Annotated in this window: 14 protein-coding genes; 10 read left to right on the top strand and 4 right to left on the bottom strand. The window is 50.0% G+C overall.

Annotation, left to right across the window (positions count from 1 at the left end):
* Nucleotides 1-188: 188 nt before the first annotated feature.
* The 5 genes from ACOZIO_RS07155 to ACOZIO_RS07135 all read left to right on the top strand — a co-directional run bounded on the left by ACOZIO_RS07155 (nt 189) and on the right by ACOZIO_RS07135 (nt 4359).
* Complete coding sequence (locus ACOZIO_RS07155; RefSeq protein ID WP_129952320.1) at nt 189-632, top strand: PTS sugar transporter subunit IIA; 444 nt, start codon at nt 189-191, stop codon at nt 630-632.
* A 135-nt stretch (nt 633-767) separates the two neighbouring features.
* Nucleotides 768-1049, top strand: a complete 282-nt coding sequence (locus tag ACOZIO_RS07150; protein WP_129952321.1) for a PTS sugar transporter subunit IIB — start codon at nt 768-770, stop codon at nt 1047-1049.
* 50 nt (nt 1050-1099) lie between these two features.
* Nucleotides 1100-2476, top strand: coding sequence for a PTS ascorbate transporter subunit IIC (locus tag ACOZIO_RS07145; RefSeq protein WP_129952322.1), 1377 nt, complete (start codon nt 1100-1102; stop codon nt 2474-2476).
* Between the two features lie 103 nt (nt 2477-2579).
* Nucleotides 2580-3413 carry a transketolase gene (locus ACOZIO_RS07140; RefSeq protein WP_129991761.1) on the top strand — a complete coding sequence of 278 codons (834 nt, stop codon included), beginning with the start codon at nt 2580-2582 and terminating at the stop codon, nt 3411-3413.
* The gene (locus tag ACOZIO_RS07135) at nt 3406-4359 is read left to right on the top strand and encodes a transketolase family protein (RefSeq protein WP_217156824.1); all 954 of its coding nucleotides are present in this window, start codon (nt 3406-3408) and stop codon (nt 4357-4359) included. The genes ACOZIO_RS07140 and ACOZIO_RS07135 overlap by 8 nt, the downstream gene beginning before the upstream one ends.
* A 76-nt stretch (nt 4360-4435) precedes the next feature.
* Here ACOZIO_RS07135 and pta read toward each other — a convergent pair whose 3' ends face one another.
* Both pta and ackA read right to left on the bottom strand, forming a co-directional pair.
* The gene (pta, locus tag ACOZIO_RS07130; RefSeq protein ID WP_205951578.1) at nt 4436-6580 is read right to left on the bottom strand and encodes a phosphate acetyltransferase; all 2145 of its coding nucleotides are present in this window, start codon (nt 6578-6580) and stop codon (nt 4436-4438) included.
* Between the two features lie 181 nt (nt 6581-6761).
* Nucleotides 6762-7964 (bottom strand): acetate kinase, encoded by a 1203-nt coding sequence (gene ackA / locus ACOZIO_RS07125; protein WP_129952326.1) that lies wholly within the window; start codon nt 7962-7964, stop codon nt 6762-6764.
* A 519-nt stretch (nt 7965-8483) separates the two neighbouring features.
* Between ackA and yfbV the strand changes: the two genes are divergently transcribed.
* From yfbV to ACOZIO_RS07105, 4 genes are all read left to right on the top strand, one after another.
* Nucleotides 8484-8939, top strand: coding sequence for a terminus macrodomain insulation protein YfbV (gene yfbV / locus ACOZIO_RS07120; RefSeq protein WP_129952328.1), 456 nt, complete (start codon nt 8484-8486; stop codon nt 8937-8939).
* A 192-nt stretch (nt 8940-9131) separates the two neighbouring features.
* Nucleotides 9132-9626, top strand: coding sequence for a YfbU family protein (locus tag ACOZIO_RS07115; protein ID WP_129952329.1), 495 nt, complete (start codon nt 9132-9134; stop codon nt 9624-9626).
* 24 nt (nt 9627-9650) lie between these two features.
* On the top strand, nt 9651-10304 hold the full coding sequence (locus tag ACOZIO_RS07110; RefSeq protein WP_421595126.1) for a sugar phosphatase: 654 nt from the start codon (nt 9651-9653) through the stop codon (nt 10302-10304).
* 119 nt (nt 10305-10423) lie between these two features.
* Entirely contained in the window at nt 10424-12256 is a 1833-nt protein-coding gene (locus tag ACOZIO_RS07105; RefSeq protein ID WP_129952331.1) for an SLC13 family permease, read from the top strand.
* Between the two features lie 8 nt (nt 12257-12264).
* Here ACOZIO_RS07105 and yfbR read toward each other — a convergent pair whose 3' ends face one another.
* Both yfbR and ACOZIO_RS07095 read right to left on the bottom strand, forming a co-directional pair.
* Nucleotides 12265-12864, bottom strand: coding sequence for a 5'-deoxynucleotidase (gene yfbR, locus ACOZIO_RS07100; protein ID WP_129952332.1), 600 nt, complete (start codon nt 12862-12864; stop codon nt 12265-12267).
* 117 nt (nt 12865-12981) lie between these two features.
* Nucleotides 12982-14196, bottom strand: coding sequence for a pyridoxal phosphate-dependent aminotransferase (locus ACOZIO_RS07095; protein ID WP_129952333.1), 1215 nt, complete (start codon nt 14194-14196; stop codon nt 12982-12984).
* A 985-nt stretch (nt 14197-15181) separates the two neighbouring features.
* On the opposite strand from ACOZIO_RS07095, the gene lrhA reads away from it, so the two are divergent.
* Nucleotides 15182-16126, top strand: a complete 945-nt coding sequence (gene lrhA, locus ACOZIO_RS07090; RefSeq protein ID WP_129952334.1) for a transcriptional regulator LrhA — start codon at nt 15182-15184, stop codon at nt 16124-16126.
* Nucleotides 16127-16532: the final 406 nt, after the last annotated feature.

Genomic DNA, 16532 nt, shown 5'->3' with positions numbered 1-16532 from the left:
GGACGGTGGTACCGCCGCGCGATTATTTTTGATAGCGCTATCACAGTTCTCAATGATAGAAGTTTGGTAGCGCTATCTTTGAGATGTGTGTCACAGATGTTAACGCTATCGCTGAAGTAGAGTCAGGATCGTTGGTGCGGTCTGGGGGAAATTTGACCGGCCATCTTAAAAAAATACGGAGCCTGACTATGTTAAATGATTGGCTGACATCTGAACGAATTCAGATCAGAACGGATATCACGGACTGGCGGCAGGCGGTGGAGGTCAGTGCACAACCCCTGCTGAAAGAAGGGACCATAACCCCGGATTACCTGACGGCAATTTTCGCTCAACGGGAAAAGCTGGGGCCGTATTTTGTTCTGGCACCGGGTATTGCCATGCCGCATGCCAGACCAGAAGAAGGGGCGAACGGGTTGGGACTCTCGTTACTGACACTGCCACACGGCGTGGTGTTTAATTCAGAGGATAACGACCCGGTCTATACGGTGGTGATGTTATCGGCTGCTGATAAACACAGTCATGTTGAACTGATTTCTGAACTGGCGGAATTATTTTCCAGTGAAGAAGATATGCAGAAAATACATCAGGCAAAAACGATCAGAGAAATTCAGGACATTATATCCCGCTATTAGTCTGCCTTTATATCAGAAGGGCATGGGGTTCAAGCCTAAAGAAATCCTGAAATTCAGGGGCATGAATATGTGCAACTGAACTGTGATCCTACGCAATGTAAACTTTTAAAAAACAGATAAAGAACAGGTGAAAAAATGAAAATCATGGCGATTTGTGGCTCCGGTTTAGGCAGCAGTTTTATGGTTGAAATGAACATCAAGAAGGTTCTGAAAAAACTTAATATTCAGGCAGATGTTCAGCACTCCGATTTGTCCTCAGCCATTCCGGGCGAGGCCGATCTGTTTGTGATGGCAAAGGACATCGCTGCCAGCGCCAGTATTCCTGAAAACCAGCTGGTGGTGATCACTAACATCATTGATATTAATGAACTTGAAACAAAACTGATGGCTCACTTTGAAAAGCATCCGGTGTCCTGACCGGCACGGAATAACCCTACAAATAAAACAAATAGACAAACGAGGTGGATATGTTTATCCAGGAAACGCTCAAGTTTGTGGTCGATATATTAAAAGTGCCTTCTATACTGGTGGGGCTCATCGCATTAATCGGTCTGGTAGCGCAAAAGAAAAACTTTTCTGATGTGGTGAAAGGCACGGTTAAAACAATACTGGGCTTTTTAGTCTTAGGCGGTGGTGCCACAGTATTAGTCGGTTCATTAAATCCTTTAGGCGGCATGTTTGAACATGCCTTTAATATCCAGGGTATTATTCCTAATAACGAAGCGATTGTTTCCATTGCGCTGGAGAAATTCGGTGCACCGACAGCGTTAATTATGGCGTTTGGTATGGTGGCAAACCTGATCGTGGCCCGTTTCACCCGTCTTAAATATGTGTTTCTGACCGGTCACCATACGTTTTATATGGCCTGTATGATCAGCGTTATTCTGACAGTGGCCGGTTTCGAAGGCGTTTCACTGGTGTTCACCGGCTCCCTGACGCTCGGGCTTATCATGGCGTTCTTCCCGGCGCTGGCGCAACGCTATATGCGCAAAATTACCGGTAGCGATGACGTCGCATTCGGTCATTTCGGCACTATCGGTTATGTCTTATCGGGCTGGATAGGCAGCAAGGTCGGTAAAGGTTCACGTTCTACGGAAGAAATGAATTTGCCGAAAAACCTCAGCTTCCTGCGGGACAGCTCCATTTCTATCTCGCTTACCATGATTATCATTTATCTGATTATGGCGGTGTTTGCGGGGCAGGTCTTTGTTGAAGCCACTTACAGCGCAGGTCAGAACTATCTGGTGTACGCCATTATTATGGCAATTACTTTCGCGGCGGGCGTGTTCATCATTCTGCAAGGGGTGCGTCTGATCCTGGCTGAAATCGTTCCGGCATTCGTCGGCTTCTCCGAGAAACTGGTGCCTAATGCCCGCCCGGCGCTGGATTGCCCGGTGGTGTATCCGTACGCGCCGAATGCGGTGCTGATTGGCTTCCTGTTCAGCTTCCTCGGGGGGCTGGTGGGGCTGTTCCTGTTAGGGCAGATGCATCTGGTGCTGATCCTGCCCGGTGTAGTGCCGCACTTCTTCACCGGTGCAACGGCGGGCGTGTTTGGTAATGCCACCGGCGGGCGTCGCGGGGCGATGGTCGGTGCATTTGCCAACGGCGTGCTGATTACCTTCCTGCCGGTTCTGTTGTTACCGGTACTCGGCGCGCTGGGCTTTGCCAATGCAACCTTCTCTGATGCGGATTTCGGCGTTATTGGCATTCTGCTGGGTAACCTGGCCCGCTTCATGTCGAAGGAAGGCATCATGGCGCTGATTGTCGGAATCTTCGCGGTACTGGTTGCCTGGAACTATCTCGGTAAAAAACCGGTGGCTGAGAAAGAAGCCACTGAGAAGTAATAGCCTGCATCACTGCGTTTTTAACTCCATCCGGGAAACACTGTCCTGCCTGTTAGAAATAACAGGTCAGGATAAGCATTCATTAAAATAAGGACCCATGAAGATGAAAGATGTCCAGAAGGTTCGTGATCTTGCCCGCCATATCCGCATCGAGACGCTGAAAATGCTGACCGGTCTGGGATTCGGGCATTATGGCGGCAGCATGTCCGTGGTGGAGACGCTGGCCGTGTTGTATGGCGATGTGATGCGCATCGATCCGGAAAAACCAGACTGGCAAGATCGTGATTATTTCGTGCTGTCAAAAGGCCATGCGGGGCCGGCGCTGTATGCCACGCTGGCACTGAAAGGTTATTTCCCGGTCAGCGAATTACACACACTCAACCAGAACGGAACCCGTCTGCCGAGCCATCCGGACCGGCTGCGCACCACGGGCGTGGATGCGACCACCGGCTCGCTGGGACAAGGCGTGTCCATTGCGGCGGGCATGGCGCTTTCGCATAAGCTGGCCGGTCGCAGCAACCGTGTATTCTGCATTCTTGGCGACGGCGAACTCAACGAAGGACAGTGCTGGGAAGCCTTCCAGTTTATTGCACACCACAACCTGCACAATCTGACGCTGTTCATTGATTACAACAAACAGCAACTCGACGGCACGCTGGATGAAGTCATCAAGCCGTTTGATCTGGCCGGAAAATTCAGTGCATTTGGCTTTGATGTGCAGACCATTAAAGGCGATGACATTGCAGCGATAAGTGAGGCGGTCACACCGGTTCGTCATGCTGAGCAACGTCCGCTGGTGGTGATACTCGACAGCATCAAAGGGCAGGGCGTGAAGTATCTCGAACAACTGGCGAACTCGCACCATCTGCGTCTAACGCCGGATGTGAAACTGGAAATCGAAAATGCTATCGCTGAGCTGGAGGCCACCCATGTTTGAAGTCTCTCTGGAATTACAAAAAGACGCGGTGGAAATGCGTAAAGTTTACGCCAATACCGTGCGTCAAAAGATCGTAGAGAACACGCCGGTTATCGCGCTGGAAGCCGACCTGATGAGCTCGATGGCGATGGACGGCGTGCATAAAGATCACCCTGATCATGTGATTAACTGCGGCATCATGGAAGCCAACGTGATCGGTGTGGCGGCGGGCTTATCCCTGACTGGTCGCGTGCCTTTTGTGCATACTTTTACCGCATTCGCCAGTCGCCGCTGCTTTGATCAGCTGTTTATGTCACTGGATTATCAGAAAAATAATGTGAAGATTATTGCGTCCGATGCGGGCGTCAGCGCCTGCCATAACGGTGGTACGCATATGTCGTTTGAGGATATGGGTATCGTGCGCGGGCTGGCGAGTTCGGTGGTGATGGAAGTTACCGACGCCGTAATGTTCCGCGATATCCTGTTGCAACTGATGGATTTGAAAGGCTTTTACTGGGTGCGCACCATCCGTAAACAGGCCACGCAGGTTTATCAGGAAGGTTCGACATTCACCATCGGCAAAGCCAATGTGCTGCGCGATGGCAAAGACGTGACGCTGATTGCCAACGGCATTATGGTCGCTGAAGCACTGAAAGCGGCAGAAATGCTCGGGCGCGAAGGCGTGAGTGCGGCGGTCATTGACATGTTCACCCTCAAGCCGATTGATAAAGACATCATCATTCAATACGCCGCGAAAACCGGCAAAATAGTGACCTGCGAAAACCACAGTATTCACAACGGGCTGGGATCTGCGGTGGCGGAAGTACTGGTAGAAAATCAGCCGGTGCCGATGCGCCGTGTCGGCGTGAAGGAACGTTACGGTCAGGTGGGCACGCAGGAGTTTTTACAGCAGGAATATGGCCTGACGGCTGAGCATATTCTGGAAGCCGCGAAAACATTGCTCTGAATTTTTATCGAAAGAAATGCGACCCAAAAAAAACGCCGGATATTAAGTCCGGCGTCTTACCTTCAGAAGTTCTGACTTATTTAGCCGGAACAGCCGCTTCTGCCTGAGCAGACTGAATCGCTGTCAGTGCAACGGTGTAGACGATATCGTCTACCAGTGCGCCACGTGACAGGTCATTGACCGGTTTACGCATACCCTGCAACATCGGTCCGATTGAGACCAGATCCGCAGAACGCTGTACCGCTTTGTACGTGGTGTTACCGGTATTCAGGTCAGGGAAGATGAACACGGTCGCTTTACCCGCAACCGGCGAGTTTGGCGCTTTGGACTGAGCAACGTCAGCCATGATAGCGGCGTCATATTGCAGCGGGCCATCGATGATCAAATCCGGGCGTTTTTCCTGTGCCAGACGGGTCGCTTCACGCACTTTTTCAACATCGCTACCTGCGCCGGAATTACCGGTTGAGTAGGAGATCATCGCAACGCGTGGTTCGATACCGAACGCCGCAGCAGAATCCGCAGACTGGATTGCGATTTCAGACAGCTGTTCAGCGGTAGGATCCGGGTTGATCGCGCAGTCGCCGTAAACCAGAACCTGGTCAGGCAGCAGCATGAAGAATACAGAGGAAACCAGCGAGCTACCCGGTGCGGTTTTGATCAGCTGCAACGGCGGGCGGATGGTGTTTGCTGTGGTGTGAACCGCACCGGAAACCAGACCGTCAACGTTACCTTGTTCCAGCATCAGAGTGCCCAGAACCACGTTGTCTTCGAGTTGTTCACGTGCAACCACTTCGGTCATGCCTTTGTTTTTGCGCAGTTCAACCAGACGGGCTACATATTCTTCACGGACAGCCACCGGATCAACGATTTCGATGCCTTTACCCAGCGTCACGCCCTGAGCTGCTGCAACGCGTTTGATTTCGTCAGGATTACCCAACAGTACGCATTCAGCGATACCACGTTCAGCACACAGCGCTGCCGCTTTTACGGTACGTGGTTCGTCGCCTTCCGGCAGAACAATACGTTTACCGGCTTTACGGGCCAGTTCGGTCAGCTGATAGCGGAATGCCGGCGGTGACAGACGGCGTGAACGTTCGGAATGTGCGCTCAGGGAGTTGATCCAGTCAGCGTTAATGTGAGACGCCACGTACTGTTGCAGTTTCTCTACACGCTGATGGTCATCTGCAGGTACTTCCAGATTAAAGCTCTGCAGGCTCAGGGAGGTCTGCCAGGTGTTGGTTTCTACCATAAAGACAGGCAGGCCGGTCTGGAAGGCACGTTCACACAGGCTGTTGATGCGTTCGTCGATTTCATAACCACCGGTCAGCAGGATAGCGCCAATTTCCACGCCGTTCATGGCGGCCAGACAGGCTGAAACCAACACGTCAGGACGATCAGCAGAGGTCACCAGCAGAGAGCCCGGACGGAAATGCTCCAGCATATGCGGAATGCTGCGTGCACAGAATGTTACGGATTTCACGCGGCGGGTTTTCACATCGCCTTCGTTGATAATACGTGCGTTCAGATGCTTAGCCATGTCGATTGCGCGGGTGGCAATCAGCTCGAAGCTCCAGGGAATGCAGCCAAGAACCGGTAGCGGGCTGTTAGCGAACAACTGGGTCGGGTCGATATTCGCCACGCTGGCTTTGGTGGAATCATCAAAGATTTCGGACAGGTCAGGACGTGTACGACCCTGATCGTCAACCGGCGCATTCAGTTTGTTAATGATTACGCCGGTGATATTTTTGTTCTTGCTGCCACCGAAGCTGGAACGGGCCAGTTCGATACGTTCTTTCAACTGTGCAGGAGAATCATTGCCCAGCGCCAGCACAAAGACGATTTCTGCATTCAGGGTTTTGGCAATTTCATAGTTCAGCGCATTGGCGAACTGGTGTTTACGGGTAGGCACTAAGCCTTCAACCAGCACCACTTCCGCATCTTTGGTATTTTCATGATAACGCGCGATGATTTCTTCCATCAGTACGTCTTGCTGGTTTGAGCTCAGCAAGGTTTCCACATGGCTCATTTTCAGCGGTTCTGCAGCGGTCACGCTGGAGTTAGCACGAATAATGGTGGTGGTTTGGTCAGGAGCATCTCCGCCAGTACGCGGTTGGGCGATAGGCTTGAAGATACTCAGGCTGACGCCTTTTTGTTCCATGGCACGGATCACGCCCAGGCTGACGCTGGTCAGACCGACGCTGGTGCCTGTAGGGATCAACATAATTGTACGGGACACGGCTAAACCTCTTTAACGGTTGCCAGGCAGGGACCTTCGCAGGTTTGTACAGAGAGGATAATGATCAGCATAAGCGCGATGATTATCCTGCGCGGTGCGTCCAAACGGGCGGCGTTTGCCTATAAGTGAAAAATTGCCCGCATTACGCGGGCAGTCTTGAATCGAATTATGCAGTCAGACGCGCGGCGTCTTGTGCAATCACCAGCTCTTCGTTGGTTGGAATAACCAGAGCGGCACGGGTGCCTTCTTTGTTGATCGCCCCGGATTTGCCAAAACGCGCAGCCAGGTTACGTTCGTGATCCACTTCAAAGCCCAGCAGACCCAGTTTAGCCAGCGACAGTTCGCGAACCATTGCAGCGTTTTCACCGATACCACCGGTGAAAACGACGGCATCCAGACGGCCTTCCATCAATGAGGTATACGCACCGATGTATTTCGCCAGGCGGTGGCAGAAGACATCCATGGCACGTTTAGCATCTGCTTTGGTGGTGTAGTTATCTTCAACATAACGGCAGTCACTGGTGACTTCAGTCAGGCCCAGCAGACCTGATTCTTTGGTCAACATTTTGTTGATTTGATCAACGCTCATGCCCAGTGAATCGTGCAGATGGAAGATGATGGCCGGGTCGATGTCACCGCTGCGGGTACCCATCACCAGACCTTCCAGCGGGGTCAGGCCCATGGAGGTATCAACACATTGACCGTTACGGATTGCACTGACAGAACCGCCGTTACCCAGGTGGCAAGTGATCAGGTTCACTTCTTCCACGGGTTTGTTCAACATTTTTGCGGCTTCCTGTGTCACGTAAAAGTGACTGGTGCCGTGTGCGCCATAACGACGGACGTGATGATCTTTATACAGGCTGTACGGCAGTGCGTAGAGGTAGGATTCTTCTGGCATTGTCTGATGGAAAGCCGTGTCGAAAACGGCAACGTTTTTATCAGCCAGTTTAGGGAATGATTTCAGGGCTTCATCGATACCGATCAGGTGAGCCGGATTATGCAGCGGCGCAAACGGAATAGATTCTTTGATACCCTCAATAACCGCGTCGTTGATCAGCATTGATTTGGTCAGCTTTTCGCCGCCATGAACGATGCGGTGGCCGATCGCAACCAGTTCTGCGGACAGCTCAGGTTTTTTGCTCAGAATGTTATTAACGATGAATTTCAACGCTTCACTGTGTGCGGCACCCGCACCCAAAGCGGCTTCTTCTTTGCCACCGTCCATTTTCCATTTAATGCGCGCTTCTGGCAGATGGAAACATTCGGCTAAACCTGAAATGTGCTCTTCGCCGTTTGCAGCATCAATGATGGCAAACTTGAGGGAAGAACTACCACAGTTAAGAACCAGTACAAGCTTACTCGACATGGAAGTACCTATTTATTGTTGGTGCTGTTTAAAAAAACAATACACGTGGTTAATAAATCGTCAGTCTGACATCAAGCGTAGCGCATAATGGCGGCGACAATTATGATTAACATCATGCCAGAGAGCCAAAACGGACATGACGATGAAAAAGCTGAAGAATCGCCGGGCTTTGGTTTTTTTAAGCGTCCGGATAACAGAAATAAATCAGTAAACAGCACTGTATATTTCGGTTTACACGTCTTCAGGATGTTACTAATCAGTAAAAACACTAACAAAAAATACAATAACTAATTACAAATCCTCTCAGACCGAGGCACTATGCTTATTATGGGGATGAAAGATTGCAATTCACCGCTTTCACCCCAACTTTATATTGATCCCGTTACCTGAGAGGGTTGCGAGGCTGCGATAGAATACCGACAGGTGCCAGCAAAAACAAAATATATTTTATCGTGGTAAACTCCAGTTTGTGTTTTACAACTATTTTTTAAATTTTATACGCGAAGTTGAGGTGCAATGATGACGAGTAAGCCAACAGGCTCCGTAGGCTGGTTCCAGGTATTCCAGCGCGGGCAGCACTATATGAAGACATGGCCGTCAGATAAGCGCCTGGCTCCGATGTTTCCCGAGAACCGGATTTCTACGGCTACGCGTTTCGCCGTGCGCATCATGCCGCCGGTAGCGGTCTTTACCCTGACGTGGCAAATCGCTTTAGGTGGACAACTCGGTCTGGCCGTCGCCACGGCGATTTTTGCCTGCAGCCTGCCGATGCAAGGATTATGGTGGCTGGGTCGCCGTTCTCTGACGCCGCTGCCGCCGGGATTACTCGGCTGGTTCCATGATGTACGCAACAAGCTCGCTGAATCCGGACTGGCACTGGCACCGATTGAAGGTACGCCGACGTACCAGTCACTGGCTGATGTCCTTAAGCGCGCGTTCAAACAGCTGGACAAAACCTTCTTAGACGATCTGTAAGCCTGTTTTCTCCGATTGCTGCGCCTGTCATCAATGACAATCTTTCATAAGTCGTATCTCGCCGGGGAAATCTCCCCGGTGATTATTTCAGGTGAGATCCCGACTCAAATCAAAGAATGGTGTGCTTGCGATTTCGCAGAACTTTGCGCTATGCCATGCTTTGCGCATTATGCAGACATGAGGATTTTCACGATGGAAATGACGAACGCTCAACGCCTGATTTTGTCCAATCAATACAAAATGATGACCATGCTGGATCCCGATAATGCGGAACGCTATCGCCGGTTACAAACCGTTGTAGAACGGGGTTTTGGTTTGCAAATGCGCGAGCTGGACAGAGATTTCGGCGAATTGCCGGAGGAAACCTGTCGCACAGTGATTAATATTATGGAAATGCATCATGCGATGCAGGTGTCCTGGACCCATTTGAAAGATACGCAAGATTTGGATCGCCGCCGTATTGATTTTCTGGGTTTTGATGCCGCAACGGAATCCCGCTATTTAAGCTATGTTCGCTTTATGGTGAACACCGAAGGACGTTACACCGATTTTGATGCAGGCACTCACGGGTTTAACTCGCAGACCAAAATGTGGGATAAATACCAGCGTATGCTGGCGGTCTGGCAGTCGTGCCCGCGTCAGTATCATCTGAGTGCGGTAGAGATCGCGCAAATTATCAATGCCTGATGTCAATACTTAAAGGAGTCGCCTGTGCTTTGTAAGGGTTTTTTGTTCGACCTTGATGGAACGTTAGTTGATTCATTACCTGCAGTTGAGCGTGCCTGGGTGAACTGGGCGCTTAGCCGGGGCATCAGCCCCCAGGAGGTACTGGCGTTTATTCATGGCAAGCAGGCGATCACTTCTTTGCGTCATTTTATGGCGGGTGAAAGTGAAGAAGCGATTCAAAAAGAGTTTCTGAAGCTGGAACAGATTGAAGCCACGGACACCGAGGGGGTAGCCGCGCTTCCCGGTGCCCATTTGCTGTTAAGTGAACTCAACCGGCAGAATATTCCCTGGGCAATTGTGACATCCGGTTCCTTGCCTGTCGCCAGCGCGCGCCATAAAGCGGCGCATTTGCCTGAGCCTGAAGTGTTTATCACCGCTGAACAGGTCAAACATGGCAAACCACAGCCTGACGCCTATTTGCTGGGAGCAGAACGTTTGGGTCTGGCACCGGAAGATTGCGTGGTGGTTGAAGATGCCGCCGCCGGTGTGATGGCCGGGCTGGTCGCGGGCTGCAAAGTCATTGCTGTAAACGCACCGGACGATACGCCCGGGATTGAAAATGTCGATTTCGACCTGACGACATTGGAAGTTCTGCTGATCAGCCGTACCGGCGAAGGTGTGAAAGTCAGTCTGCGTTAAGGTCAGAAAAAACACAATTTCCCTGTTTAAATTGATATAAACCCCGCCTGTGCGGGGTTTTTTTATGCCATTCTGGTACCCGTTCCTGCCTCTCAATCTCAACGCAAATGGAGTGTGTTTTGACCGGTGAATTGCTTTGGGTCGTCACGTTGCTGGCTATTGCGATGGTGCTGTTTGCACGCAATACGCTGCGAATGGATATTGTTGCTTTACTGGTCATTATTGCTTTTGTGCTCAGCGGCACGCTGACTATCAATGAAGCACTGGCCGGATTCAGTGATCCGAACGTTATTTTGATCGCGGCGCTGTTTGTGGTCGGCCACGGGCTGGTGAGAACCGGTGTGGCGTATCAGGTCGGTGACTGGCTGATGAAAGTGGCGGGCAACAGTGAAACGCGGATGCTGGTTTTGCTGATGCTTACCGTCGCAGGTCTGGGCGCTTTTATGAGTTCAACCGGCGTGGTCGCGATCTTCATTCCTGTGGTGATGAGCGTCTCGGCGCGCATGAAAACCTCTCCCGCACGACTGATGATGCCGCTGAGTTTCGCCGGGCTTATCAGCGGTATGATGACATTAGTCGCTACGCCGCCGAATATGGTAGTCAACAGTGAATTGTTGCGTGAGGGATTCGACGGTTTTGGTTTCTTCGGCGTCACCCCGGTGGGACTGGTGGTACTGATAATGGGTATCGGATATATGCTGATTGCCCGTCGCTGGCTGTCATCAGAAGATGCGGCACGAGGTCAGCAACACTGGAAGCGGCGAACTTTCCGGGATTTGATCCGTGATTATCATCTGACCGGCCGTGCGCGTCGCGTCACTATTCGCCCCGGTTCGCCTTTGGTCGGGCGTACACTTGATGATGTGCATCTGCGTTCCCGTTACGGCGCGAACGTCGTAGGCATTGAACGCTGGCGTAAATTTCGCCGTGTGATGGTCAGCGCGACGGGGAATACGGAACTGTTTGCCCGCGATGTGTTACTGCTCGATATGTCGGATCCTGACATCTCCATCAGACAATTTTGCACTGACGAAATGCTCGAGCCTATGGTGCTACGTGGTGAGTATTTTTCTGAGCAATCGCGGGATGTCGGGATGGCCGAAGTGTCATTAATTCCCGATTCCGAACTGCTCGGCAAAACGCTGCGTGATGTGGCATTCCGCTCCACCTATGGCTTAAATGTTGTGGGCATCCGCCGCCAGGGTGAAGCACTGGAGGGAAAACTGGTGGATGAGGAATTGCAGCTGGGCGATATGCTGCTGGTGATTGGCGACTGGAAACTGATCCGCCAGCTTCAGCAACAAATGCATGATTTCATTGTACTTAATCTTCCCGCTGAAGTGGATGAAGTCGCGCCCGCTCTGAGCCAGGCACCCCATGCGCTGTTTTGTCTGGCGCTGATGGTGGCGCTGATGCTCACCGATGATGTGCCTAACGCTATCGCCGCCATTATTGCCTGTATTCTGATGGGTAAATTCCGTTGCATCACGATGGAAAGTGCTTATAAAGCCATTCACTGGCCAAGTTTGCTGCTGATCGTCGGGATGATGCCCTTTGCGCTGGCTCTGCAGAAAACCGGCGGTGTGGCACTGATTGTGAAGGGATTAATGGAGATAAGCGGCGGCTATGGCCCGTATGTAATGTTGCTGAGCTTATTCATTCTCTGTGCAAGCATCGGGCTGTTTATTTCTAATACTGCAACGGCTGTCCTGATGGCGCCGATTGCTATTGCGGCGGCACACCAGATGGGGGTATCACCGTATCCGTTCACCATGATTATTGCTATTGCGGCTTCTGCCGCTTTTATGACACCGGTATCGTCACCGGTAAATACGCTGGTTATGGTGCCGGGCAACTATCAGTTTGGCGACTTTCTCCGCATCGGTGTACCGTTCACTTTGCTGGTGATGGTCGTCAGCATATTTCTGGTACCTGTCTTATTCCCGTTCTGATCGCAGGTTCAGAGCGGCGAATCGAGACTGATTTCGTCCAGCGAGAGGCTGAAACTCGGAATGAAGACTTCCATAAAGTAATCCATTTCCGGGCTTTTTCTGTCTGCCAGCGTTTTCTCCAGACGGGCTTTCGCCAGGGTGAATTCGTTATTGCCTGCCGATAATTCCTCCAGACATTTCAGATAGGCGCACAGCGCATCAGCCTGTTTTACGGTCAGTTTTTCTTCTTCCGTATAATAATGTTCGTCAATCAGCGGGCGGAAATCCTCCTGTAATTCCTTCGGCAGCATTTCAATCAGTTTTTGCTGGGCAATTTTCTCAATCTTTTTGTACTCATGGGCAATCTGCGGATTGTAATACTTGATTGGCGTCGGCATATCGCCGGTAAGCACTTCGCTGGCATCGTGGTACATGGCGAGCAGAGCAACGCGTTCCGCACTCAGATTGCCATTGAATTTACGGTTCTTGATCACGGCTAAAGCATGGGCGACGAAAGCGACTTGCAGACTGTGCTCCGACACGTTTTCAGTACGGACATTGCGCATCAGCGGCCAGCGGCTGATCAGTTTAAGGCGGGAAAGGTGGGCGAAAAAATGGCTCTGATTCATAACACTCTCGATTACTGCGGTGAATGAATGACTATTGTGAGCAGTGCGAAACCGTTATGCAAATGCGGAAATTGAAAGGAAAGGCGAAAGGGCGCTGTCGTCAGCGCCCTGATTTCATCACTGGCGATAGGTTTCGAGGAAACGTCCCAGTTTATTGACAGCCATTTCCAACTCATCCACACGTGGCAGCGTCACGATACGTACATGATCCGGATACGGCCAGTTGAACGCAGAACCCTGAACCAGCAATACCTTTTGCTGTAACAGTAAGTCGAGCACCATTTTCTGATCGTCATGGATGTTGAAACGTTTGGCGTCAATGCGCGGGAACATATACAGGGCGCCCTTTGGTTTCACGCAGGAAACGCCTGGAATTTCATTGATCAGTTCCCATGCACGATCGCGTTGTTCGACCAGGCGTCCGCCCGGCTGAATAAACTCGCTGATGCTCTGATAGCCGCCCAGTGCAGTCTGAATGGCATGTTGCATCGGCACATTGGCGCAAAGGCGCATCGAGGCCAACATTTCCAGACCTTCAATATAACCTTTCGCATGTTTCTTCGGTCCGTTCAGAACCATCCAGCCCTGACGGAAACCGGCTACGCGGTAGGTTTTTGACAGACCGTTAAAGGTGACCGTCAGTAAATCCGGTGCCAGGGAGGCGATGGAGATGTGCCGGGCTTCGTCATACAGGATCTTGTCGTAAATTTCGTCGGCAAAAATAATCAGATTATGTTCCCGGGCGATGTCCACAATCTGCATCAGTAATTCTTTACTGTATACGGCGCCGGTCGGGTTATTCGGGTTGATAATCACAATGCCACGGGTACGCGGTGTGATTTTGTCACGAATATCGGCAATGTCAGGGAACCAGTCCGCCCCTTCATCACACAGATAATGCACAGCATTACCGCCTGATAACGAAACGGCTGCTGTCCACAACGGGTAGTCGGGCGCAGGGACTAACATTTCATCACCGGTATTAAGCAGTGCCTGCATGGACTGAACAATCAGCTCTGAAACACCGTTGCCGATATAGATATCTTCAACCGTGATGTCACGCATATCGCGCGCCTGATAATGCTGCATGATCGCTTTACGTGCAGAAAACAGGCCTTTCGAATCACAATAACCTTGCGCGGTTGGCAGATTGCGGATGACATCGACCAGGATTTCATCAGGCGCATCAAAACCGAATGGCGCGGGGTTGCCGATGTTCAGCTTGAGGACTTTATTACCTTCTTCTTCAAGACGTTTTGCTTCTTTGAGCACCGGGCCGCGAATGTCATAACAGACGTTGTCCAGTTTGCGGGATTTTTCAATCGGGGACATGTAAGTGAGAGCCTTTTGCAGTAAAGCCTGTTCTTCCCTGGTGCCGAGCGACCGTAGAACAGTGCGAAGGGGTCAATTTACTCTCCCGCAAAGGGCATGAGAAGGGCTGTGCACCGTTTTGGTGAAAAACAGTATTAAAGCGGTCTGTGGTGGGGTATTACCGTATAGCACCTGAGTCTTAATGGTTAATTGTGCTAATTTATAGAGATATAACGATTTTATATGTTGTGATTGTGGGTTTTTTGTACAATAAATTCACTGTTTTTGCTGCCCTGCGCGCGTCCCCTGACCGACCATTTCATTGCCTTTAGGCACAGAACATCACGAAATCTTACCAAAGCTCGACAAATTCTGAAAAAAATTCAGGAAGCTTTGTTTTTCCGCTAAAAAACCTTAGCAAGAATTAGTTTTATTTATCTAATCATTAATAGTGAATGCTGGATGAATGATCATGTTCTAAGTAAAGTCTCAAACGTATTTCCTTTGATTATGTAAATGCTTTTGCTGCATATATTTCAGCAGGTCAGTGTAAACTAAATTTGATGAAACAAGAAAAATCTTAATGTTACTTAAAGATAAGCCTTGGGGCTTAAAATGATTATTCATGTGACTTAATGAATTTATTGAATTATATTTCCAGTAGTCACTTTTATCGGTTAATTTGGCTTATGTTTGCGCATGATAATATTGCCGAATGTCGGCTTTATGTTAGCAGCAGGCGGTATTGCAAGGGATATGGAACGGTTGGCGGCAACAGGCTATATTAAATAAGTAAATCTAATCATTTAGCCTTTGTGGGGAATTATTATGCACAGGTTTAATGACCGAATGCCCACAATGTTGAAAACTTGCATGCACAAATATTTCTCAATTTAGGTTATCAAATGAGTGAGTATCCGACATATCTGGTATTCTGCTTTTTGCGGGTACTTTGACGCACCATCAGGGTAGCTTGTTATTAGATTCTATAAAGTGAAGAAAAACTATGACAATTGCAAATCGTCCAATCCTCAATCTCGATCTTGATCTGTTGAGGACATTTGTAGCTGTTGCTGATTTAAATACGTTCGCTGCGGCTGCTGCTGCGGTGTGTCGTACTCAGTCGGCGGTAAGCCAGCAAATGCAACGTCTAGAACAACTCGTTGGAAAAGAACTGTTTGCCAGACATGGACGCAATAAATTATTAACTGAACACGGTATTCAGTTGTTGGGTTACGCACGCAAAATCCTTCGTTTTAATGATGAAGCCTGCACATCTTTGATGTATAGCAATGTTCAGGGTGGGATAACGATTGGCGCGTCAGATGATACGGCTGACACCATTTTACCCTTCCTGCTCAGTCGTGTGACATCCGTATATCCGAAGTTGTCTATTGATGTCCGCGTTAAACGCAGTCCTTTCATGTTGTCGATGCTCGAAAGTGAAGAAGTGGATTTGGCCATCACGACGATGACGAATACCGATCACCCGCACATCGTTCTGCGTACATCGCCCACACTCTGGTACTGCTCAGCTGATTTTGCGTATCCTTCCGGCGATAGTGTTCCGCTGGTGGTGCTTGATGAGCCAAGTCCGTACCGGATGATGGCAATAGAGCATCTGAGTCAGGCAGGGATCCCGTGGCGTATTGCTTATGTCGCCTCGACATTATCGGCAATTCGTGCGGCCGTGCGTGCGGGACTGGGCGTGACAGCCCGTCCTATCGAAATGATGAGCCCGGAGTTGCGTGTTTTGGGTGAACAGGATGGTTTACCACGTTTGCCGGATACGCAGTATGTGTTGTACAAAAATGCCCGTTGTGAAAATGAACTGGCAATGGCGATTTTCAATGCCGTTGAGCAAGGGAATGATCCATATTCTCTCAGTGCCTATGGTCCCCGTCCGGTAGCGGATGACGATCATGAGTTCCTGGCAGACTCTCAAAGTTAAGATAATCCCCCGGCTTTACCTTCCGCCTCCGTCTGACGGGGCGGGGGTAAAGGTTTCTCCCTCTTTAGAAGTAGCAAAATGATTACTTTTAGTGATTTTGTTTACTATCCTTTCTAAAACCCCTGTTTTGATTTGTTTACCTTCCGTGTCCCCCGCAACGACTGTTATCATCATCAACTATCACCGCAGTAAACCACGCAAAATGCTGGCTTTTCCAGGTTAAAAAAAAGCATAAAATTTTTCCGTAAATCGCTTGTCGTTTTTTGAAAATCAATAAAACTTGTTAAATGTATGGCTTTTTTTCTCTCAAAATTGACAGAACTCTGACATGGATCAAAAAAATAACCCTATTAAGAGAGTGGAAGCGGTGTCTATTCCTGCGACAATAGTAAAGTACGTAAGATGT

This window comes from Rahnella sp. PD4 (genome assembly GCF_049199325.1).
GTDB lineage: Bacteria > Pseudomonadota > Gammaproteobacteria > Enterobacterales > Enterobacteriaceae > Rahnella > Rahnella perminowiae.
Note: the sequence above shows the minus strand (reverse complement) of the source record. Positions and strands in the feature narration are given on the sequence as shown.